Genomic DNA, 22,006 nt, shown 5'->3' with positions numbered 1-22,006 from the left:
TATCCAACGTGTTGAATCGATCTGCGCCCGCTCACCAGGACGTAGCGCCCTGCGGCTTCCGAAAGGGCCGATCGCTGCCGGGTGACAGTGATCCGAGAGCGGTCGCCAAGAAGCGTCGCGCGACTGAGAGCCGAAAACGTTCAACATCCCCAAGCCTTTGATACGGCGATCGCGGAACAGGACGCCCCAACTGCTTTCATCCCTGCTGCGACGAGTGGAAACCATGTCCGGGGTGCCGCATACGATGCCGATGTTGCTCTTCGAGGCCGATAGGAGTTTCCATCGAGATGCTGCTGAACTTTCAGACTCTTCCGTGCCCATGCGGCGGATCCCGGATTCTCGGGTCGTCGTGCCCGGAATGCGGTAGGAAACCACTCTCTGGGGAGGTCAACCGGTACGTCGTCCATCGGCGATCAGGTCTCGCCCGCGTCCTTGCACTCCTCGGCCCAGACACCAACCCCACCGAAACGAACCCTCACGAAAGTCCACAGCTCGCCGCGCCACCAGCGGCTCGTATCGTCAACGAGCTGCTTGAAACACTGCTAGCGGCGATCGCTGATTTCTCCGCGGCCCCCACGTCTGAGCACACGGTAGACGCTCTGGCGCGAGCTGTCACGAAGCTGCGGACCGCCCGCCAAGACGCACTCGTCGCGGCACGGCTGCGGCCGACAACGGGAACCTGGACGGCCGTCGGGGAATCGATCGACCGGATCGAGAGGGTTTGGGACCTCTACCGCGACGTCCTGACCGCAGACACCGTTCTCGACGCGCAGAAGTCTGGCAAAGACGCCCAGGACGGCCTGGACACTGTGCGGACACCACTACAACAGATTGACGAGTGGGAGAACTTCGCGGCGATCCTCGGGGACGAATCCCGCCCCATCCCGGAACGAATGTTCGCCTCCCTCAGAACACGTTTCCCAAACGTGACGATCTCCGAGCTCCCCTCCCATGGCGTCGCCATGACCGGTCGAGACCTCGCCATCAGCATCGGCACAAACTCAGGCATGTCCTATCTCCTGCTGCAGCCGATCGCTCACACAATGCTGAATCCCGACGTCTTCCGGTCAAAGATTCTGCAGGCATCCAGCGGCCTCACAAACGCCACCCGTCTCCGCGAGGTCGCCCTAATGGACGGCGCAGTACAGGCGTTGGCGGACACTCACCGGCTGATGGTTGAAGCGGTGATCGCGTTCACCGCGATCCTCGCCGTCGAGAGCGACGAACGGGCCGTCGCTCGCAGGTTCGGGAAGCTTGCCAGTGAGATCTACGAGGCCTCCACCGCTGTCCTCGCTTGGTACCGGCTGATGACCACCGACCGAGCCGGCGCGGATGCATTCACGAAGGTCTCCGCCGAAGATGCCACGAAGCTCGCCGCGGACCTCCAGAAGGGCGCCCTAGCCCCAGTGTTCGATGATGCAGCCCGCTATCTTCGGCACGCCCCCGTACACGGGCGGGCGCTCGACTACGAGCCCAACGCGGGCGCGTTCGTGATCAACCTCAAATCCCACTCCGAAACCGTTCTCCGAGACGTGTTCATCGACCGCGTATACGCGTTCCTGGAAACGGTGTTCGCGAGCACCTGGGCGCTGTCAAACGCGATCGATGTCGCCGGCATCGATGTCACCCTCAGCGACAGTGACGCCCTCTACATGGGGTTCACGCCACTCGTGTTGACCGCGATCGCCCTGCCCGTCACCGCCGATTTGACTGTCCGCGACTACCAAGAAGTGGACGGCGGGTGGACGTTCTACGTCGACGGTGACGTAGACCTGCTTACCCCCGCGCTGGTCGCCGCCGAGAACGCCGTCGGACACGTCCCCGAGATTCAACTTCTCGGCCCCGCCGGAGACCCTCTCCTCACCGTGAGCTTGGCGGACTCCTGGGCATGGCGGAACACCGACGGCTACAACTTGCAGATGAACTTCCTCGGGTTCAAAGCCAGTGCCGAACGCGAGGGCCACAGCCTGTTGAGTCACTCCGACGTGCAGTTCATGCTGTCCGTCCTCGGCATCGCGCTCCTCGGTGGCGACGCGCACGCCATCGTGCACCTGCGGCGCCTCAAGACGTGGGCTCTCGAGCGCAAGTGGGCAGAGGACGCGGCTCTCGCTGACCAGATAATCGCCACCCTTCGCCGCCCCACCCCGCCCGGGTTGACGACCCGGCTCGCCGAAATTGCCCAGAACAGTAAGAGACCGCAGATGCCGACGAGCCGCGCCGTTCGAGTCCTGGTTCCCCCGACCAGATAGAAGGCCCCCATCAGAGGGAAGAGTCAGCGCGAACGACTGCGGGGTCGACGCGAGCTGGTGTTCGGTAGCAAGAAGCGAGACTCTGTCTAGATCGCAACCGCCGGCTCCTGAACTTCGCGCAACGCCTGGTAAGCCACCCCTTCAATCTCTCGTTTGAGCCGATCGTAATCTCGGACTTCAGACATCGGTTCGGCGCCGATGGAATACTCGACGGCAAGTCGCTTCAGCGAATCACGCAGATCTTGGGCTTCGGGGGCGGCCGCCGGCAACTCATACTCAATGGTTTCAAAGAGATCGAGAACGTCTCGCCCGGTCGCACCATGGGGATGATCGCGAAGGAAGTTGCGCCGAAGACGATTAATCACTTTGCTCAGACGGTCGCGATCGTTCTGCCGAACCGCATCGCGCTGTAGCTGATCAACGCGGGAGAACAGCACGTCGAAATTTGCGAGCGTGCGGTCACGATCTGCGACCTCAACGTCGGATTCCGCGTTCTCCAGCGCCCAGAGCACACCCCGCGCAAACCCAACCTTGTTTAGTTCAAGAGGCCGGTCAGGGTTCGGACTAGCTGCGATAGAAGCTGCATCCGCCGCTTTGAACAGCTTCTGTCCCGCTGTCGGCGCAAACTCAGCGATCTTCGCTCCAAACGCAACGGCCTCTTCACCGGTAAGTACTTCGCCTGCAAAATGCCGGGCAGCGCGAAGAGCAACGCGACTTGGGATCAGATCTTCGATCTCGGCCACTTGTGTGACATCCACGTCCAGCCTGGCCGCGTCGAGCTCGCCCAAGAGCAGCACGAACCGAGGATCAACCAGCTGGCGGCCGCCGAATCCATCTCGGAGTTGGCCCGCTGCCTTCCTTCCTTCCTCATCATTGTCTAGCAGCACGACAACCGCGGGGACGTCGACGTCCCTTCCCCGCGCGAGGTAGACGAGGTAAGGAACATGTGGCGCTCCACCGCATGGCACCAAGCTGAGGGTGTTCAGGTTGAGGCCTATCTGCTGTCGGCCAAGACGCCTGCTGAGCGAGCTCAGTCCAGCCAATAGAACCTGATCGCCCTGGCCCTCAACCATCAAGTTGCAGTTTCCAATGAACGTGGTTTCGGCGACGAATGCTCCGAGAGATGACCGAAGTGGCTCGTAGTGATTGCGAGCAGCATTGCTGACGACCCTTGTTCCTTCATCACCGTCGCCCTTCTCGAGCACTCTGATGCGCTCACCATGATTTTTGTCGATCAAGAACGGGGAGTGGGTGACGAACACCACCTGGACTGGTGCTCGCTCCGGATCCTGAGGGTCTGCGAAGTCATCGAAAATCTTCAGGAGATCCTGCTGACCGAGCATGGAAAGGTACGCGTCGGGCTCGTCCATCAAGAGGACCTCGGAGTCTGACGCCGCCCGGTGAGACATGTACTGCACGAAGTACGAGAGGAAGTAGCTCATGCCGCCGCTTCGCTCGCTGAAGGCGTAGTCGCTTCCTGTCCGATCTCGGATCGTGAACAGGATGTCGCGATCCCCTCGCGTCAGAGCGAGCTTGAAATCGCGGTCCTGCGACCACCATCTGGGAAAGTTGAGCGCGGCATCCAGCTTGGCATTCAACTTGTCCATGATCGCGTTCGCATAGCCCTCGGAGTCGTGGATGGCCTCCCGCAACGACTTGAACGCGGATCGATCGATGCCGCCCACGTCTATAAGGAGCTTCTCCGCAAGCGCATACTGCTCACGAATCAGCCTGGCATCTGCCTCAGGGAGCCGCTGCAGGTGAGGGTGCTGTTCAAGAAGCGCTCGGGCCTGGTCGGTCAGCGGCTCTTGTCCCTTCTTGAATAGTGATGAGCCGTGAATCATGCCTTCTGCCCATTGAAGGAGTTTGATTCGCGGCGCCAGTCCGGGGACTTTGCCGTCCGCAAGGAAGTCGATTGGCACGGAATCGGGGAGTGGAACGTGCGCGTCGATCTCAAAGAAGGTCGGGATCTGAAACTTCTCGAGCTGGCTCCTCGTGATGCTCTTCTCTGCCATGGAGCCGTCAGGACGTCGCGCGTAGACCATTACCCGCCCGTCCATGCGGAACAGCCAGAAGGAACTGACAGCAGTTTCGCCGTCGAGGCCAAGGGTCTTCCGCACAAGTGCAACATCCGAGGCATCTAAGGTGTCGAGCTCTCCACCAAACTCTGGCAACGCCATTTTCTTGTCAACGGCGAAAAAGTCGGAGTATCGGCAGAAGTCTTTGGGCACGATGTCCTCCCCAGTCAGGAGGCGCTTGATCGCTCCCAGCAACTGGGTCTTACCTGCCTCGTTGGCCCCCACGACGGTAGTGATCCCCTTCTCCAAGGGAATCCGAACAAAGGGATAAAACAGCTGGTCCGGGCCGATCGTGTCCCATGAGTCGGGAGCTGCGCCCGGATCACTCTTGCGCAGGTAGTCGTAGTTGAACGATCGATAAAACCGCACGTACAGAGTCTTGACCCGCATCGAGTCGCCCCCTCGCAACAGGCCAGACCGCGTTGTCTGGCGTGCTCGACTCTATCGGAGGCCCCCGACGTACTCGCTTCCTGCCTCGAAACTGTGATGGGGAACCGACAGGGCGTTCATGTCGCGGGATCGAGAACGAGATCGGCCTGACGGCGCTCATGACGCGTGACTCCGCAAGCGAGATCTTCAACTCGAGCCTTGCCTATGAAGTTCGCGCGCTCTTTGCGGCCCGATAGGGCCGAACCTGCGCAATCCGTGTGCTCCCGGTGTCAGCAATGATTCAGCAGTCGGCTCGGCCGAGGCACTGTGCTGCTGGTGATTCGTGCTGAGACTCGTGTTCGTTGCGTTCTGGAATCACATGAACGATGCGCAAACGGCCGACAATCATGAGCCTGCCGAGCGCTCACCGGCCGAGCCCGACGATGCATCCTGATTCCGAGGTGAGCTCCCCTAATCCCTGCACCGGCCGGGGACCGGCTCGCACGTGGGCGGGAGGCGAAGCGTGACGACAACGCTACTCACAGCCTCAGACCGCTCAGTCAGCGCCACCGCTCACCCTCGAGGATCATCTCGATGCGACGAGGGCTGGCGCCCCGGAGCAGCCATTGAATGGGCGTCTGCCACTCACCGCGATAAATCAAGCTGTCCTTCGGGACGGTCATGAACCCTTCGACGCTCGCAGGGTGTCAGTCCTCGATGAGCAACCTCACGACACGCGCAAGGTGCGGCAAGAGCCCGTCGTCTGTCTGGTCTGTGAACTGCCATTTCGGGTGAACGGTGACACCGGATGCGTCGAACGCATACAGTGCGCCCGCCCGCCGGCGCTCTCGGACCTCGTCGAGCTCCACATCCAGTCGTGCTGCAACCGCGTGCTCACCGTACGAGCGCGCGATCGTTCCGAGCCGAGTGCGGTTCTCGTCCTCGCGCAACTCACCGCGAGCGACCCGTTGTTCGGTCTGCGCGAACTGCTCAGGGGTGAAAGCGCCGGACTTGAGAAGTAAGACTCGCTGCGCCGGTGACAGGCACGAGTTCGAGGGACGCAACGGTCTGGAAAGCTGGACAGCCTCTCGCCGAAGCGCCTCCACGATGTCGAGGTCGCAGTCGCTCACGTCGATCGATTCGAGTAGCTCATCGACAGCAGCGTCCAGAGTCAGAGGTCGCACCAGGTCCGACATTCGGTCCTCCTGTCTCAGACGCGAGCCGATACTGCGATCGTACGCCGCTCAGCAGTTGGCTTCACTCACTCACTGGCTACTGCGTGTGGCAGGTCTCTTCGTAGCAAAGCCGTCGACCGCGGCAGCGTAATCTCACTTCAACGTCTGGCACATGGGCACGATAAGAACAAGTTTTCCGGATTATCCGATCGGTGGCGACTGCGAAGTGACCGCGGCCGCCTGGACAAAGCAACGCTCCGGCGCAGGAATCTCGTGGATCTCGTGCGTCCACTGCGAGCAGCCGGGTGAACCAATCTGAGCGGCCGACTGTTCCCTGGTGGTCTCACCGTCGTGCTCCGGTTCGCCAGAAGAGCGCGTGTCCCGAGGGCTCTTCGATGCTCCCTCGCGATTCAACGTCCGGTGCACTTGCGATCTTCGAGCAGCCCCGCTTCAGTCTTGAAGTGGGGCTGCGAGAAGAGCGCTGATGGCGGGTCCTCGGGACTATGCCGGAGTCTTCTCCCGTTGTTCAACAGCTCCGCGAGCGATGCCGTATCCGGCGCGGAACTGGGGAGCCTCGGTGTCGAAGGGAACATCCTCGCGGGAGTTCTCCACCGCCGTCATCGACGAGGGGATGTCGAAGGGCAGGATGCCGGTGATCGGAGTGCGGCCGGTGAGCGCATCGACGATGACTCGGTCGCTGGCGCCGAACTCACCGATGACGGTCGCACCGAGCTCGAGGAGCGGTCCGAGGATCGCGGGTCGCTCGAGGAACACCGTCACGTAGAGCGGAGCCTTGCTGGCGTAGTCACGCAGTCGATCCAACGTGCCTTGAGAGAACTCGAGTGTGCCGCCATGGAAGTACTCGGCGACGACCGATCCGTGTCCCGCTTCGAAGGGCGCCTCGAGGCGGACGAGAATCGCCTCTGCCTCGTCGAGGTTCGAGGTCTGCTCAAGGACCGAGGTATCGCTCACGCCCTCGACATAGACCTTCGAGTGCATGGGGAGCACGCCCGCGTCGTCGGCGAGCAGAACAAGAGACTTGCTCTGTGCTGCGGCGCCCTTCTCGAAGAACACGGGCGCGCCGCCGGTCGCCCGTGCATTGTCGATGTCGACGTGGCGTGCCTCGAAGATTCCGAGCTGGAACTTCTCGCGCAGCAGTCGCCGTGCGGACTGGTCGATGCGATCCTCGGTCACCTTTCCGCTGTCGACGAGCTCCTCGACGAGGGTGGGGTTGCGGTCGCCGCCGAACTGGTCGACGCCGACCTCGATGGCGATCTGCGCCCGCTCGAGTGGCGTGAGGTGCTCGAGTCCCCATCCGTTCGGTCCGAAGGTGAGGTCGCCCATCTGCTCGCTTTCGAGGAGGTTCCAGTCGGTGACGACGATCCCGTCGAAGCCGAGGCGTCGACGCAGGATGTCGCGCACGACGGGTGCATTGAAGGCGAAGCCGACTTCGTCCCATTCGGTGCCGACCGGCTTGCCGTAGTAGGTCATGACCTGCGTCGTGCCCGCGGCGAAGGCTTTCTCGAAGGGCTTGATGTGCAGCTCCTGCATGCCGCCGGGATAGACCTGCTCGGGGTATCTCGAGTCGTGTGCGTCGTCGCCGCGCAGCTGCGGACCTCCTCCGGGGAAGTGCTTGACGACGGCGGCCACGGATTCGGGGCCGAGCGCCGGTCCGCCACGAAGTCCCTCGACGAAGGCGACGGTGAGTTCGGCGACGCGCTCGGGGTCCTCGCCGAACGTCCCGAAGCCGCGTGACCAACGGGGCTCGGAGAAGATGTCAGCCATCGGGCCGAGGTAGACGCGGATGCCCAAAGCCAGGAACTCGCGACGGATGGTGTCTGCATAGTCCCGTGCGGCCTCCGTGCCGGCGATGGCCGCGATACCGGTGGTCTCCGGCCACCGAGAGATGCTCTCCAGCGACTGCCCGGTGAACGGGTTGCTGCGGAACCCATGGCGCGGGTCTGAGGAGAGCGTGATCGGGATACCCAGGCGGGTGCTGGCTGCGAGGTCCTGAATGGTGTTGTGCCATCGGGCTACACCGACGCTGTCGCCACCGCCGAGGATGTTGAAGTGGCTGATTCCGCGTGTGACCACGTTGAGCTCCGCGTCGCGCAGCGCCTCAGCATCGGTGTGAGATTCGCCGCCGGGTTCGGTGGTGGGGTGGAACATGAGTCCGGCCTTCTCGGCGACCGTCATGCGAGCGAGAAGATCTTCGACGCGGCGCTCGATGGGCCGGGTGGGGTCCAGGTAGTCGTTCATGAATGGTTCCCTTCGGGAAGCGCGCAGCGAAGCTCGCGCGATCGGATTGGAGCGAGAGTCAGCGGGCAGTGCGAATGCCGAGGAGTGGGAAGATACCCAGGAGCGTGGCCGCCCCACCGAAGAGGACGAGGGCGACGTAGTTCTCCGTGCCTCCTCCGATGCCGAGCAGCACGGGGGCGATAAAGGGGATGATCGAGAACGGCAGCGTGATCGCGATGTTGATCACACCGAGGTTTCTCGCCGCAGCCGACTTCTCGCGCATCACCGCGATGCCAAACGCGACGTAGGTTCCCATCATGACGCCCGCGGCGACACCGGAGACGAGTGTCACACCGACGAGGAACTGCACGACCGAGGATGCCGTGGCAATCGTGATCATGCCGGCCGCGCCGACGAGTGCGGCGAAGATCAACACGGGCTTGCGACGCCCCAGCCGATCTCCCACCCACCCGCCGAGAGGCCCGAGGACGAAGGCGACGATCCCGGGGATGACGTAAGAGAGCGTGATCGCACCATTGATCTCGTCCTCGGACGCGGCCACCATGTCCTGGAGCAGGTACACCGTGTAGGTCGAGACGACTCCCCACGAGGCGAACATCAGGAACAGTGCGAGCAGCAGCCAAGTGAACTCGGGCTCACGGCGGGGGTTGATGAAGAACGAGCCGAAGAACTCCTTGACGCCGAACGCCGGCAGCGGCTCGGCCGCAGGAGTGTCGTCTTTGAAGACCGCGATCAGCGCCGTTCCTACGACCAGCGCCACAGCGACCGGCAGGCCAATCTGGGCGAGGATGCTCTCGGGGAACGCCTGGATGAAGAAGATGCCGACGACGAGTGATGCGGCGGAGGCTGCACCGGACAGTGAGCCGACGAACCCCTGCTGCGACTCGGGAATGCGATCGGCGACGATCGCGAGGGTGGCGGCGATGGCGGCGTTGACGAATGCCTGCATCAGGACCCATCCGAGCAGGAGCATCGGGAACGTGTCCGAGAGGCCGATGACGGCGGCGCCGATGGTGGTGCCCACCAGGCCGATCGCTATCCACGGGCGCCGACGACCGAAGCGGCTCCGGGTGCGGTCCGACAGCCGTCCGAAGAACGGGTTGGCAAGAACGGCCGTCAGCGTCCCCACGCCGGCGGCGATGGAATAGCTGGTGGTCTTCCCGTCGGGGTCGATCTCTGCGATCCGGAGCGCCAGAGTGACAGAGGCAGGGAGGTTGATCGCCATCCAGATGCCGAACATGGCGAGGGCGTAGACAGCGATGAAGCCGCCGCTGACCGGCGTGAGGGTGGTGCGGCCAACAGTGGCCGGCGTTGTCGTGGACATCGGGTTCCTCGTCGTTGAGTCTAATAGGTGAGAAAGACTGATCATCGTTTCCGGTAACGTTTCCGGAAACGCTACCGATAAGATACACAACAGACCCTTCATGGTCAATGTGGAGCATCGGGAGGTGCCGTATGGCGCAGCGAGTAACCCTCACAGACGTATCGAAAGCAGCGGGTGTCGGCATCGCGACGGTCTCCCGCGCCATGGGCGACCACCCGGATGTGAGCGCCTCGACCCGTGACCGGATTCGCAAGATCGCCCTCGACCTCGGCTACCGCCCCTCGGTCGCAGCGCGCGCTCTGCGACGAGGCGGGTTCCACGCCATCAGCGTGATAGTCCCCGATACGCAGTGGGGGTGGTGGGAGCCCTTGGCGCACGCCTGTGTCGAGACCGCCGGCGCGGCCGGGTATCAGGTGCTCGTACATCCTGTCAGCGGTGGGCCAGCATCTCTGGCTGACGTCATCGCCGGACTCTCAGATGTCCCCACCGAGGGCGTGATCGTCATCAGTGTTCCCGATCAGAAGGCGGTGCGCGAAGCTTGCGACCGCATCGGCATCCCAGGGGTGGCGATCGACGACACCAGCGTCGACATCCACTTCCCCTCGATCTCAGCCAAGAACTACGAAGGCGCCCGCCAAGTGGTCGAGCATCTCATAGCCGGTGGCCGATCACGCATCGCGTTCATTCGACCGCGCCTCAGCGGCGGAGCACCCGTCTGGGGCGAGACGTTCTACTTGCAGGAGCGCGAGCGAGCGTACCGGGACTCGCTTGCCGCCGCCGGGATCCCGATCGATGAGAGGCTCATCATCGACACCGCCCTGGACGAAGCTGGATCCGGATGCCGGGAGCTCGGCGAACTCGTGGAGAACGGCGGCGAGATCGATGCGGTGTTTTGCGCGTTCGACCAGCTTGCTCCGACTGCGCTGCGCGAACTCGCCACCCGCGGACTGCGCGTCCCCGATGACGTCGCTGTCGCCGGCTTCGACGACGAACGAACGGCCATCCTTGTGACACCGCAGCTGACCACTGCGCGACAGCCCTATGAAGATATGGGTCGCACTGCAACAGAGCTTCTTCTGCGGTCGCTCTCCGGAGACCGTCCAGTGATCGAGCGACATGAGTTCCCGACGCAGCTCGTCGTGCGAGCCTCCACCGCGCACGACATCGCGTAGCTACGGCGGACCGGCCACGCATCGACGATCCGTAGTCACCCTCTCGATCATCAGTCGATCGTGCGAGCAAGCCCCGATTGCGGTGGGTGTTGGGTCGAGCCTGTCCGCAAGAGACCTTCTGGCTCGACCCAACCGTTGTTCGCCTCAGTGCAAGATCGCGGCCTCAGGCTCTGCCTCATCCCAGGCGGGGTTGAGCTCTTCCTTCTTTCCGCGGATGAAAGAGAACCCGATCACCGAAGCGGCGACCATGGTGATTGCTGCGGCGAGGAACACTGCTTTGTACCCGTCGGTGAACGCCGTCAGCTCCGGCGTACCCGTGGCGATCGCTCCAGCGAACGTGCTCGAGTAGAACACCGTAAACACCGCAAGCCCGATCGATCCGCCGATATGGAACACGGAGTTCACAACCGCGGAGGCCACGCCTGCATCGTGGTTCTCCACGTTGAGCAGAGCAAGGTTCTGAACCGGGACGAAGAGCATCGAGAGACCGACGCCGAGGACAATCAGCGCAGGGAGCACCTGGATGAAGTAGTTCCCGTCCGGAGTGATGCCGAGGAGCATGAAGAGTGCGGCCGCCGAGACGAGCGGGCCAACGATCATCAACGGACGCGGTCCGAACCTGTTGAGGATCTTCGTGGTGACGGGCGAGAACGCCATGATCGCGATCGTCATGGCGAGGTTCGCAAGTCCAGCCATGAGCGGCCCCATGCCGAGAACGATCTGGAAGTAGAACGCGAGGTAGAGGATGGCACCGATCATCACGGCCCCGTTCGCTGCCTGGATCAGGATCGCTCCCCCTCGGACTCGGTGCAGGATGACGCGCAAGGGCAGCAGTGGCTGAGCGACCTTGAGTTCGATGAGCACGAAGGCCACGAGCAGACCCACGCCCAGCACGAGGAAACCGACAGTGTCAATGGAGCCCCAGCCGTGCTCAGCGAGCGTAAATCCGTAGACGAGCGAGCCCAAGCCGAGGGTCACGGTGATCGTTCCCCAGATGTCGTAGCGGTTGCCACCTTCTGCCTTGCTCTCACGCAGCACCAGTGCGCCGCCGACGAGGCCGATGATCACGAAGAAGATGTTGACGAGAAGGCACCAACGCCAGTCTGTGAACTCCGTGAGCACGCCGCCCAGAATCAAGCCGATCGCGGCTCCTGATCCCGCGACTGTGCCGAAGATGGCGAACGCGGTGTTGCGCTCTTTGCCGTGAGGGAATGTCACGGTGAGCATGGCGAGTGCGGCCGGGGCCAGCAACGCCGCGAACGCGCCTTGAACGCCTCGGGCGATGATCAGTTCCATGCCACTCTGCGAGAGTCCGGCCCATAGTGAGGCTGCTCCGAAGCCGAACATACCCACCATGAAGGTGCGCTTCCGCCCCCAGTAGTCGGCGATCCGACCGCCGAGGAGCAGCAGGGCACCGAAAGCCAGGGCGTAGGCGGTGACGACCCACTGACGCTGCGTATCCGTCATGCCCAGGTCAGCTTGCGCTTGGGGCAGCGCGATGGTGACGATCATCGTGTCGAGCACGACGACGAGCTGAGTCATCGCAAGAACGGCGAGTGCCCACCAGCGAGTGCTGGGCTTGTCCAAGATTTTGGACATGAAGAAACCTCCAGGCTTCTATGAGATGAAGTCGCTGGAGGTTTTCAGCCTCGGATCCGCGCAGGAATTCCGCGCGACCACCCGCAGCACCGGAGCTGGGCAGGGCACCACAGTACCATAAGTGTACATTCATGAATGTACACTTATGAGGGCGAGCGAAGAGTCTTCTTCGGCTCTCCACGAAGGGCACAGGATGACTAGACCTAACAGTCGAACTCGGATTCTCGATGCTGCAGTGCGTGTCGCCGGGCGCGAGGGTGCCGGCCGAGTCACGCTCGAGGCCACCGCCGAAGAAGCTGGCCTCACGCGCGGCGGAATGATGTACCACTTCAAAGACCGAGCGGCCCTCGCCCATGCGATGCAAGAACACGTGGCGATGAGTTGGGAAGCCCAACTCATCGAAGCTGCGGGGAAAACTGCGGACGAAGCCTCACTGCCAGAGAGGGTGAACGCGTACATCTCCGTCGCTGTGACGCCATCGACGAGCATGCAGATTGGGCTGCTCCAGGCGGCTGGCAACGATCCTCAGGGTCGGGAACCCATAGCGAGCGTCCGTCGACGATGGACGCCTTCGAGCCAGGAGGCGGCGGAAGATCGAACCATTCTGCGGCAGTTCATCGCCTGCCTGGCGGCGGACGGACTTTGGTCCCACCACTCCCTCGGAGGCGATGAAATCCCGCAGGATGCGAGGGTAGGAATCACTCAGGAGATCATCGCTCTCAGCACCGATCTCTAGATCGCACACAGCCCGAGAGCGCTACGGACGCAGTCCACTGACGTGGGCATCGCAGAACCTCGAGGACGGCCGGTCAGGCGCTTATGGTTTCGGTTGAGGCTGTCAGTGCGGCCATCGCTTCGCGCCACGGCAACACATTCGCGAAGGCCGCACCCATGATGCTCAGCGAGGCTTCATGCTGCCCTAGCGCGCCCGCGACACAGTCGGAGGCGACGTGCATGTCGAAGTCGCGCATATATCCAGAGCGCACGGTCGACTCGACGCAGATAGACGTCACGGTCCCGGTGACCAGCACACTCGAGACACCGAGCGTTCGCAGAACCTGTTCGAGCGGAGTGTTCAAGAAGGCGTCATAGCGGTTCTTGTCGATCACCGCTTCGCCCACCTCGGGCGTTAGGGCTGCGTGGATGTCCGCGTCCCAGCTGCCGCGCTCAAGCAACTCGAAGTGAGGCGGGAGCAAGCCTTCCATTCGCATGGGGAGGTCAACCATGCCGGGACGGAAGACACTCCGCGTGTAGATGACTGGCATACGCACCGCGCGAGCCGCCGCGATGACCGCGGCATTCTCGGCGATCACCCGGTCTATGTCGGGCATTCCCATTCCGAGGCTCGGCAAAGAGCCCTCGGGGTGAACGAAGCCGTTCTGCATATCGATGACGAGTAGTGCGCTGGACATGAGTCTCCTTGCGAGGCAGAGATGAGGCGGTCACCGATTGCATGGCCGCGCGGCCATGGGTGGCCTACGCCGCGGCGCCTCAGACCCTCGAATCGATGCTTTCGATCGAGAGTGCCTCCCCGCCGAACCCGTAGCTGAGTCGGCGGGCGCCCTCGCCGAGGACGACTCAAGACAATCGAACTCACGATACGGGCACGTCTCGCGCTCGTTACTGGCAAGTAAATTCGCGTCTAGCCGGGTCCAGGGGCGGCCATGACGACACCGCTGGCGATGCGGAGAACGTCGGGTACGCGCGACCCTCGCCACGAACGACTTATCAACCCCAGGATGCAAATGCGGTCGGAAGTTGCTGCGATCGGCCTTCATAACTATACCTTTCATCCGGTATACTTATGATTCGGAAGATGGAGTGTGCGGAGTGATTTTGACGAAGCAGCAGCGCTGGCTGTTGTTGGCGACGGTGACGGCAGGTCTGCTGCTGATCACGTTGGACAACTCGATCCTGTACACAGCGCTACCCACTTTGACGCGTGAACTGGGGGCAACGAGCACGCAGGGGTTGTGGATCATCAACGCGTATCCCTTGGTGATGGCGGGGCTGCTACTCGGCAGCGGCACGCTGGGTGACCGTATTGGCCACACTCGCATGTTCATCATCGGTCTCGTCATCTTCGGTGCGGCCTCGCTCTTGGCTGCGTTTTCTCCCACGGCGGAGATCCTGATCGCTGCCCGGGCCATCCTCGCCGTGGGCGCTGCGTCCATGATGCCGGCCACACTTGCACTGATCCGCACCAACTTCACCATCGAGCGCGAACGCAACATCGCCATCGCTATCTGGGGTAGCGCCTCCCTCGTCGGAGGAGCGCTCGGCCCGATCCTTGGAGGCGCGCTGTTGGAGTTCTTCTGGTGGGGTTCCGTCTTCCTCCTCAACGTCCCCGTCGTTGTCGCGGCTCTCATTGCAGTGGTGATGTTGCGTCCTGCCAACGACACAGACCGCTCCAAGAGATGGGATGCAATCTCCTCCCTCCAGGTGATGGTCGGCCTCGTGGGTACCGTGTTCGCGATCAAGGAAGTCGGCCACAACCCGCCCTCTATCCCTGTCTTGATAGGCGCCGTGGTGATTGCCATCGTCGCGTTCACCGTCTTCGTTCGCCGGCAGCGCCGCCTGGCTCAGCCCCTCCTAGAGTTCTCGATCTTCCGGAATGGGGCGTTCTCATCCGGAGTCCTCGCCGCTGCGTTCGCGACGTTCGCGGTCGCGGGCATCCAACTGGCGACAACGCAGCGCTTCCAACTCGTCGCTGGATTCAGCCCTCTTGAGGCGGGGATCCTTGTCTCCGCCGTCGCGATCGGCTCGTTGCCCACTGCAATTCTCGGCGGGGCATTCCTCCACCGGACTGGACTGCTCGCACTCATCACGGGAGGTCTCGGGTTCGCCACCATCGGCGCCATCGTGACCATTCTTGGGTTTCCGACTTCATTCGGGCTTCTGGTCGTCGGGCTGGTGATCACGGGAGCGGGAATGGGAGCCGCGATGTCGGTCGCCTCGTCGGCAATCATCGGCAATGTTCCCGTTCAGAGGGCCGGCATGGCGGCAGCCGTCGAAGAAGTCTCGTATGAGTTCGGCAGCCTCACTGCCGTTGCCCTCCTCGGAAGCACGCTGAGCGTTGTATTCAGCTCGACAGTGAGGCTGCCACCTGGGGCGCCTGCCGGTGCCCGCGAGGGCATCACCGAGGCTCTTCGTCTGGCCGAGGGCGACACCTCGATCATCACCGCTGCCTCGAGTGCGTTTGACTCCGCCTATCTGGTTGTTATGGTTATCGTCGCCGTCGCCCTCGCGGTCGCAACAGCTCTGAGCGGTGTGCTTCTACGGACGTACCGACCCGGGACTCGATCGCAGATGCACTCTGAACACTGACCACGGAGAAGATCATGCGTACAAGCAAACGCGAGATGATTCTTGATGCCGCGCTGGGTGTCGTCGGGGCCCACGGCGTCACCGCTGTCACCTTCGAGTCCGTAGCGGCGGCGTCCGGCCTCACCAAGGGTGGACTCCTCTACCACTTCGCGTCCAAAGACGCGATGGTCCTTGCGCTTCATGAGCACCAGGCGAAGCTCTGGGAGGCGCAGCTCATAGAGGCGCTCGGCCGTCAGCCAGAGGAAGCCACTGAGGACGAGCGTCTTGCCGCATACGCTCGTGTCAGCGCGGCAGGCATATCAGGACCCGAGCTTCTCCTTATGCTCGAGGCCTCCAACGACGAGGCTCTCAACCGGCCGTGGCAGGACGTCGTCCGTCGCTGGACGCCGGACCCGCGCAGCATCAACCCGAATGACCCGGCAGCTCTAGAAAAGATGGCCATGCTTCTTGCCGCCGACGGGCTCTGGCTTCATGCCTCGACGGGCGCGGACCCTATGCCCACTGCACTGCGCGAAGCCCTGGCGCAGCATCTTTCGAACTCTGTCAGGGCACTGAACGCGACGCCCTGAACGCCCTCTCGGCTCGAAGACCTCGATCACCGGCCCTCCTGAAACGAGCTAACGACGACTCGACGCTCCGCGGTAGCTCAGACGGAGAGTCCCTCCGGGGCTAGTCCGTGAAGAACTGACGCGGCTGGCGTCGCATCCAATAGGGGCGATCAGCGCGAGTGGTTAGGCGTGCACTCTTTGTGTCTCCACCAACGCCTGCGAAGGTCGCGTATGTGAGCTGAACGTTGTGACGTTGAGGAGCCGCAGTCGCTCAGCCGATGGGGTTCTACTGTCGACATGTCTCATGAGAAGCGGGATCAAGCGCGATATCCGCGGCCTAAGAGAGGCTGCGTATCCGTCGATCTCATTCCACCGCCCATAGCGAGGGATCTTCGATCCATACGACGGAGCAACGAGGTGACGCACCCCCTGAGGACGCCCCTCCATCACCCGACTCGCTGGCGCAGACGCGCGGTGTGAGTTTCTGAGAGTGGCCAGGAAAGGGAAAGCAGCATGACGCAACCAATCGACGAACAACAAGGAGTGTTCGTCCGGCGGCGTAAGACGAGTCAGATGGAACCCGCCCCTGCCGCCCCTGGCGGCGAGGTAAGAGATTAAATGAGTCCACCCGCGAGAAACCTACGGCTCGACAGGGTTCTCGCGCTGCGACACGCCCCAACAGTGCCAAGCCAGTGAGCCTGTGCTGCGTCCGCGAGATTCTGTACCAACCGGGCGAGACTGTGCCAACCGCGATGAGAAGGGACAAGATCGCTGCGCAGGCCCGTCGAGATTTCCGTGACCAAACCGTTGCATTCGTTACCTCGCCGTTATAGAGTGATTGCACGGTGAATGTTTGCTGTGGCATACACCGCATGTGATTGCAGGACACTCTTGGTGCAAGGGACAAGGGCCGGTCGGGAGCCTCTCCGACCGGCCCTTTACTGTTGCCAGTACGCTGTTCTCCATGACCGATCGCAAGCTCGCCCTCGAGGCCTGGGAGAGCCTGTTCCGTGCACAGCACGAGCTGTTCACGGAGATGAACACCGACTTCGATGACACCGATCTCGGGCAGGCGGAGTATGACGTGCTGCTCACGGTGACCCGCTCCCCCGGCATGTCGGCCCGCCTGCGCGACGTCACGGCGAACATGCTGATCAGCCAGCCGAGCGTCTCGCGCCTCGTCGACCGCATGGTCGCCCGCGGACTCGTCTCGAAGTGCCCCGACCCCGACGACGGGCGCGGTGCGCTGATCAGGGCCACCGACGCGGGTGTGCGCCAGTTCCGCAGCGTCGCCACGGTGCATGGCCGGTCGATCGCCGAGCGGATGTCGCGCCTCGACGACGCCGAGCTGAAGACGCTCCGCGATCTGGCGGAGAAGCTACGCGGTCGCTGACCCCGACGCACGCTCGCAATCCGCGGTCGCTGACCGAACGAGCTCGGCGCATACGGAGGGTTTCCGCCGTACGGAGGATGTCGCGGCGCTGAGCCTCCTCCGTATCGCAGATCTCCTCCGCATCGCCGAGATCCGGCGGCATCCCGCCCCGACACCCTCCCCTCTTTTCTGGCAGGGTGGAGCGTGAACGCCCGCGCGGCCGCGCCGGCATCCACGACCGCCCCCTCGGGGGGAACCAGGGAGGTCATCCATGGAGATCGCCGGAATCGTCGGCATCCTGATCATCGTCGGGATCGGCATAGCCATCGCTATCGTCGTCCTGCTCATCCTGCTGCTGTTCGCACGCAGCTGGATCAAGGTGGCTCGCGCCGATGAGGCGCTCGTCATCTCGGGGCGCAAGCAGAAGGTGCAGCGGGCCGTCATCTCGGCCGACGGCACGACCAGAGACGAGATGTCGGAGTCGCCCGTCACGGTCATCGTGAACGGCAAGTCCCTCGTCAACCCGATCACCCAGCGCCACGAGATCATCTCGCTGCGCTCGCGTCAGGTGTCGCTCAACGCCGAGGCCCAGTCGCTCGACAGCGTCACCCTCAACGTCGACGGCGTCGCCATCGTGAAGATCGGCTCCGACCCCATCCTCGTGCGCCGCGCCGCCGAGCGTTTCGCCTCGCAGGACAAGGCGATCGAGCAGTTCACCACTGAGCAGCTCGAAGGTGCGCTCCGTGGAATCGTCGCGACGCTGTCTGTCGTCGAGCTCATGCGCGAGCGCAAGAAGTTCTCCGACCAGATCGCCGCCGACGTCTCGCAGGAGCTCGCCGAGCAGGGTCTGATCCTCGACTCGTTCCAGATCAAGGGCATCACCGACAAGGTCGGCTACATCCAGTCGCTCGGTGCTCCCGAGATCCAGGCGAAGCGTCAGTCTGCCGAGATCTCGCAGACCAACGCCGACCGCGCGATCAACCAGAAGAACATCGCCAACCAGGAAGCCAACCTGGTCGAGCAGACGGCTCTCGACACGAACACCGCCAACGCCAACGCCGGCATCGGTCGGGCTCGCGCCGAGGCCGAGCAGGCCGAGAACCTCGCCCGCGAGCAGGCTCAGCAGGCCGTGCTGCAGCAGCAGGCGGAGAACCGCCAGGCCCAGCTCGACGCCGACGTCAAGCGCGTCGCCGACGCACAGCGCTATGAGGCAGAGACCCGGGCACAGGCCGAGCTCTACACGCGTGAGCGTGCGGCGGAGGCGGGCGCGATCGAGCAGGTGAAGCAGGCCGAGGCCCGCACCCGCATCGCCGAGCAGCAGGCGCAGGCCGACAAGGCCAAGGCCGACGGTGAGGCCGCAGCCGCGATCGCTCGAGCCACCGGTGAGGCCGACGCACTGCGCGCGCAGGCCGAGGCCGAGTCCGAGGCCCGCCGACTGCGTGCGAACGCCGAAGCAGACGCCATCCGCGCCGAGGGTGAGGCGCGAGCCGCCGCCGTCGAGGCAGAGGCGAAGGCCATCGCCTCGAACCAGGACGCGTTCCTGTCGCAGCGGGTGCTCGACACCCTGCCGTCGATCATGGCCGAGTTCTCGAAGGGCTACGCCGCGATCGGCAGCGTCTCGATCATCGGCGGCTCCGGCGAGGACGGCGCGTCGAGCGTCGTCGGCGCCGACAGCGCGAAGGCACTCAAGTCGGTGTTCGACAGCGTCAGCGCGGCGACCGGCCTCGACCTCGCGTCGATCATCCAGGGCCAGGCCGTGGGTCGCGGGATCGGCGAAGGCGTGGCTGCGGCATCCGCACCGTCGACGCCGACCCGCCAGTCTGCGCCGACCACCCCGCCGCCGCCGGCACCTCCGGCTCCCGCAGCGGAGTAGTCAGCACACAGCGCACAGCGGATGCCGCGGCCGATTCGGTCGCGGCATCCGTCGTCTCCGCCACCCGTGCTCGATGACTCCGGAGACCAGGCAGACTGAGGGAATGACCGCCGCCGCCTTCGACCTCGCCGCCATCGGCGCCGGGCTCTCGTTCGCGGCCGCGCTGGACGAACTCGGGGCCGCGCTCGACGGGAGCGGATCAGTGGTCGTGAGCGCCCCACCCGGCACGGGCAAGACCACTCTCGTGCCGCCGCTGCTGGCGTCACGGTCGTCCGGGCGCGTGATCGTCACCCAGCCTCGCCGCGTCGCGGCTCGCGCCGCAGCCCGCCGCCTCGCTCATCTCGACGGCTCGGCGCTCGGCACCCGCGTGGGCTTCACCGTGCGCGGCGAGCGGTCGGCAGGTGCGGCGACCCGCATCGAGTTCGTCACCGCCGGAGTGCTGCTGCGTCGCATGATCGACGACCCCGGCCTCGACGGTGTGGATGCCGTCATCCTCGATGAGGTGCACGAGCGCGCACTCGAGACCGACCTGCTGATCGGCCTGCTCTCGGAGGTCCGCGAGCTGCGCGACGACCTCGTGGTCGTCACCATGTCGGCGACGCTGGATGCCGCGCGCATCGCCTCCGTCCTCGGCACCGACGACCAGCCCGCACCGATCGTCGACCACGGCGTGCCGGCGTTCCCTCTCACCGAGCGCTGGGCTCCCAGCCCGACGCCGCGCCTCGATGAGCGCGGTGTCACCTGGGGCTTCCTCGACCACGTCGCACGCACGACGACAGCGGCCGCACTCGAGCTGGTCCGCGAGAACCCTCTGGCGGATGTGCTGGTGTTCGCCCCGGGCGCGCGGGAGGTGTCGGAGATCAGCCGCCGCATCCGCGATGCGAGCGCGGCGTTCGACGTGCGAGAGCTGCACGGTCGGATCCCCGCGGCGGAGCAGGATGCCGTGATCCGCGGGCGTCGACCGGATGAGCCTCCGCGCATCATCGTGACGACTTCGCTCGCGGAGTCGTCGCTCACCGTGCCCGGAGTGCGCCTCGTCGTCGACAGCTGTCTGTCGCGGCATCCGCAGCGTGATGCCGCGCGCGGCATGACGGGTCTGGTCACGACTGCCGCGTCGCGCTCGTCATGCGTGCAGCGCGCCGGTCGCGCCACGCGCCAGGGACCGGGCGTCGTCATCCGCTGCGTCGACGAACGCACCTATGCGGCCGCCCCGGCCCGCCCGGCACCCGAGATCGCGGTGACCGACCTCGCGGATGCCGCCCTGCTGCTCGCCTGCTGGGGTGCCCCGGGTGCAGAAGGCCTGCGCATGATCGACCCGCCGCCCCGAGACAACCTAGCCGATGCCGTCTCTGTGCTACGCGGTCTCGGCGCGATCGACGACGAGGGCCGCGCCACGGCCGAGGGTCGAGCTCTCGCCCGGATCCCCGCCGACCCCCGGCTCGCCCGCGCTCTCCGTGACGGCGGCCCGGTCGTCGGCAGCCGTCTCGCCGCAGAGGTCGTCGCCGTGCTCGGCGGCGACCTGCGCATCGCCGAGGCCGACGTCTCACAGGCGCTCATCACCCTGCGCGGCGGACGGACACCGGACGCTCGCCGCTGGCGTGACGACGCGAACCGCCTCGAGCGCATGGTCGCTCCGGCGCGGGACGTGCGATCGGATCACGACGGCATCGGACTCGTGATCGCACTCGCGTTCCCCGACCGGATCGCGCATCGCGTCGAGCGCACCGCCGACGGAGCGGTCTTCCTCCTGGCATCCGGAACCCGTGCCGGAGTCACCGGCCCGCTCGCCGCAGTCGAGTGGCTCGCGGTCGCCGACGTCGCGCGGGCCACGGCGCGAGTGGCGGCCGGGTCAGGCGCGATCATCCGATCCGCGGCTGTGCTCACGGAAGCCCAGATGGAACGCGCTGCGAGCCACCTGCTGACCGACCGAGTCGAGGCGGAGTTCACGGGAGGTCGCGTGCAGGCGCGCCGTGAGCGCCGCGTCGGTGCGATCCTGCGTTCGTCCTCGCCCGTGCGCCCCTCTGCTCGAGAGGGGCGGGATGCCGTGCGCCGCGCGATCCTGCGCGACGGGCTCGGCATGTTCGCCTGGTCGGATGCCGCGACCGCGTTCCGACGCCGATTGGCCCTGCTGCGGCGAGAGCTCGGCGGCCCGTGGCCCGACGTGTCGGATGCCGGGCTGCTCGGCACTCTCGATGACTGGCTCGCTCCCGAGCTCGACACCCTGGCGGGCGGCACCCCCGCAGCGCGAGTGGATCTGTCCTCGGCTCTGCGTCGACTGCTGCCCTGGCCCGAGGCGGCGCGCCTCGACGAGCTCGCACCCGAGCGCCTCGCGGTGCCGAGCGGATCCCGTATCCGCATCACCTACCCCGACCCGGACGACACCTCGGCACCCCCGGTCGTCGCTGTGAAGCTGCAGGAGTGCTTCGGCTGGGCCGAGACCCCTCGACTGGTCGACGGACGCGTGCCGGTGCTGTTCCATCTGCTGTCGCCCGCGGGGCGCCCTCTCGCGGTCACCGACGACCTCGCCTCGTTCTGGTCGGGCCCCTACGCCCAGGTTCGCGCGGAGATGCGAGGGCGCTACCCGAGGCATCCTTGGCCGGAGGACCCGTGGGCGGCCGTGCCCACGAAGCACACCAAGAACCGCGCCGCGCGCTGACCCTG

At 64.6% G+C, this 22,006-nt stretch carries 14 protein-coding genes; 8 read left to right on the top strand and 6 right to left on the bottom strand.

Annotation, left to right across the window (positions count from 1 at the left end; all coding sequences use genetic code 11):
- Positions 1-287: 287 nt before the first annotated feature.
- Positions 288-2,249, top strand: a complete 1,962-nt coding sequence (locus BMW26_RS03260) for a hypothetical protein (protein ID WP_072590761.1) — start codon at positions 288-290, stop codon at positions 2,247-2,249.
- Positions 2,250-2,335: 86 nt separating this feature from the next.
- Here the strand turns inward: BMW26_RS03260 and BMW26_RS03255 are convergent, their stop codons facing one another.
- From BMW26_RS03255 to BMW26_RS03240, 4 genes are all read right to left on the bottom strand, one after another.
- Positions 2,336-4,717 carry an AAA family ATPase gene (locus BMW26_RS03255; protein WP_072590760.1) on the bottom strand — a complete coding sequence of 794 codons (2,382 nt, stop codon included), beginning with the start codon at positions 4,715-4,717 and terminating at the stop codon, positions 2,336-2,338.
- A gap of 686 nt (positions 4,718-5,403) precedes the next feature.
- The gene (locus BMW26_RS03250) at positions 5,404-5,892 is read right to left on the bottom strand and encodes a hypothetical protein (protein WP_072590759.1); all 489 of its coding nucleotides are present in this window, start codon (positions 5,890-5,892) and stop codon (positions 5,404-5,406) included.
- Positions 5,893-6,372: 480 nt separating this feature from the next.
- The gene (locus BMW26_RS03245; RefSeq protein ID WP_072590758.1) at positions 6,373-8,130 is read right to left on the bottom strand and encodes a glycoside hydrolase family 3 protein; all 1,758 of its coding nucleotides are present in this window, start codon (positions 8,128-8,130) and stop codon (positions 6,373-6,375) included.
- A 58-nt stretch (positions 8,131-8,188) separates the two neighbouring features.
- Entirely contained in the window at positions 8,189-9,454 is a 1,266-nt protein-coding gene (locus BMW26_RS03240) for an MFS transporter (RefSeq protein ID WP_072590757.1), read from the bottom strand.
- A 131-nt stretch (positions 9,455-9,585) separates the two neighbouring features.
- On the opposite strand from BMW26_RS03240, the gene BMW26_RS03235 reads away from it, so the two are divergent.
- Positions 9,586-10,626, top strand: a complete 1,041-nt coding sequence (locus tag BMW26_RS03235) for a LacI family DNA-binding transcriptional regulator (protein WP_072590756.1) — start codon at positions 9,586-9,588, stop codon at positions 10,624-10,626.
- Between the two features lie 144 nt (positions 10,627-10,770).
- On the opposite strand, the gene BMW26_RS03230 is transcribed toward BMW26_RS03235, so the two are convergent.
- Positions 10,771-12,225 (bottom strand): MFS transporter, encoded by a 1,455-nt coding sequence (locus BMW26_RS03230; RefSeq protein WP_072590755.1) that lies wholly within the window; start codon positions 12,223-12,225, stop codon positions 10,771-10,773.
- 145 nt (positions 12,226-12,370) lie between these two features.
- Here BMW26_RS03230 and BMW26_RS03225 point away from each other — a divergent pair, with 145 nt between their 5' ends.
- Complete coding sequence (locus BMW26_RS03225) at positions 12,371-12,961, top strand: TetR/AcrR family transcriptional regulator (RefSeq protein WP_083569274.1); 591 nt, start codon at positions 12,371-12,373, stop codon at positions 12,959-12,961.
- A gap of 73 nt (positions 12,962-13,034) precedes the next feature.
- On the opposite strand, the gene BMW26_RS03220 is transcribed toward BMW26_RS03225, so the two are convergent.
- Positions 13,035-13,637: a cysteine hydrolase family protein gene (locus BMW26_RS03220; RefSeq protein ID WP_072590754.1), complete on the bottom strand. Its 603-nt coding sequence runs from the start codon at positions 13,635-13,637 to the stop codon at positions 13,035-13,037.
- 424 nt (positions 13,638-14,061) lie between these two features.
- Between BMW26_RS03220 and BMW26_RS03215 the strand changes: the two genes are divergently transcribed.
- The 5 genes from BMW26_RS03215 to hrpB all read left to right on the top strand — a co-directional run bounded on the left by BMW26_RS03215 (position 14,062) and on the right by hrpB (position 22,001).
- Positions 14,062-15,552 carry an MFS transporter gene (locus BMW26_RS03215; RefSeq protein ID WP_072592210.1) on the top strand — a complete coding sequence of 497 codons (1,491 nt, stop codon included), beginning with the start codon at positions 14,062-14,064 and terminating at the stop codon, positions 15,550-15,552.
- Positions 15,553-15,566: 14 nt separating this feature from the next.
- Complete coding sequence (locus tag BMW26_RS03210; RefSeq protein ID WP_072590753.1) at positions 15,567-16,121, top strand: TetR/AcrR family transcriptional regulator; 555 nt, start codon at positions 15,567-15,569, stop codon at positions 16,119-16,121.
- A gap of 943 nt (positions 16,122-17,064) precedes the next feature.
- Complete coding sequence (locus BMW26_RS03205; RefSeq protein WP_053098809.1) at positions 17,065-17,493, top strand: MarR family winged helix-turn-helix transcriptional regulator; 429 nt, start codon at positions 17,065-17,067, stop codon at positions 17,491-17,493.
- 250 nt (positions 17,494-17,743) lie between these two features.
- A complete protein-coding gene (locus tag BMW26_RS03200; protein ID WP_053098808.1) occupies positions 17,744-19,345 on the top strand; it encodes an SPFH domain-containing protein in 1,602 nt (533 codons plus the stop codon).
- Between the two features lie 103 nt (positions 19,346-19,448).
- A complete protein-coding gene (gene hrpB, locus BMW26_RS03195) occupies positions 19,449-22,001 on the top strand; it encodes an ATP-dependent helicase HrpB (protein WP_072590752.1) in 2,553 nt (850 codons plus the stop codon).
- Positions 22,002-22,006 lie beyond the last annotated feature (5 nt).

This window comes from Microbacterium sp. 1.5R (assembly GCF_001889265.1).
Lineage (GTDB): Bacteria > Actinomycetota > Actinomycetes > Actinomycetales > Microbacteriaceae > Microbacterium.
The sequence above is the reverse complement of the archived record's forward strand: the minus strand, read 5'-3'. Positions and strand labels throughout refer to the sequence as shown.

Excerpts from the sequence above, each read along its gene's own strand:
- BMW26_RS03250 (WP_072590759.1), bottom strand. The coding sequence starts at position 5,892 with ATGTCGGACCTGGTGCGACCTCTGACTCTGGACGCTGCTGTCGATGAG.
- BMW26_RS03210 (WP_072590753.1), top strand. The coding sequence starts at position 15,567 with ATGCGTACAAGCAAACGCGAGATGATTCTTGATGCCGCGCTGGGTGTC.
- BMW26_RS03230 (WP_072590755.1), bottom strand. The coding sequence starts at position 12,225 with ATGTCCAAAATCTTGGACAAGCCCAGCACTCGCTGGTGGGCACTCGCC.
- BMW26_RS03245 (WP_072590758.1), bottom strand. The coding sequence starts at position 8,130 with ATGAACGACTACCTGGACCCCACCCGGCCCATCGAGCGCCGCGTCGAA.
- hrpB (WP_072590752.1), top strand. The coding sequence starts at position 19,449 with ATGACCGCCGCCGCCTTCGACCTCGCCGCCATCGGCGCCGGGCTCTCG.
- BMW26_RS03260 (WP_072590761.1), top strand. The coding sequence starts at position 288 with ATGCTGCTGAACTTTCAGACTCTTCCGTGCCCATGCGGCGGATCCCGG.
- BMW26_RS03205 (WP_053098809.1), top strand. The coding sequence starts at position 17,065 with ATGACCGATCGCAAGCTCGCCCTCGAGGCCTGGGAGAGCCTGTTCCGT.
- BMW26_RS03255 (WP_072590760.1), bottom strand. The coding sequence starts at position 4,717 with ATGCGGGTCAAGACTCTGTACGTGCGGTTTTATCGATCGTTCAACTAC.
- BMW26_RS03225 (WP_083569274.1), top strand. The coding sequence starts at position 12,371 with ATGAGGGCGAGCGAAGAGTCTTCTTCGGCTCTCCACGAAGGGCACAGG.
- BMW26_RS03235 (WP_072590756.1), top strand. The coding sequence starts at position 9,586 with ATGGCGCAGCGAGTAACCCTCACAGACGTATCGAAAGCAGCGGGTGTC.
- BMW26_RS03220 (WP_072590754.1), bottom strand. The coding sequence starts at position 13,637 with ATGTCCAGCGCACTACTCGTCATCGATATGCAGAACGGCTTCGTTCAC.
- BMW26_RS03200 (WP_053098808.1), top strand. The coding sequence starts at position 17,744 with ATGGAGATCGCCGGAATCGTCGGCATCCTGATCATCGTCGGGATCGGC.
- BMW26_RS03240 (WP_072590757.1), bottom strand. The coding sequence starts at position 9,454 with ATGTCCACGACAACGCCGGCCACTGTTGGCCGCACCACCCTCACGCCG.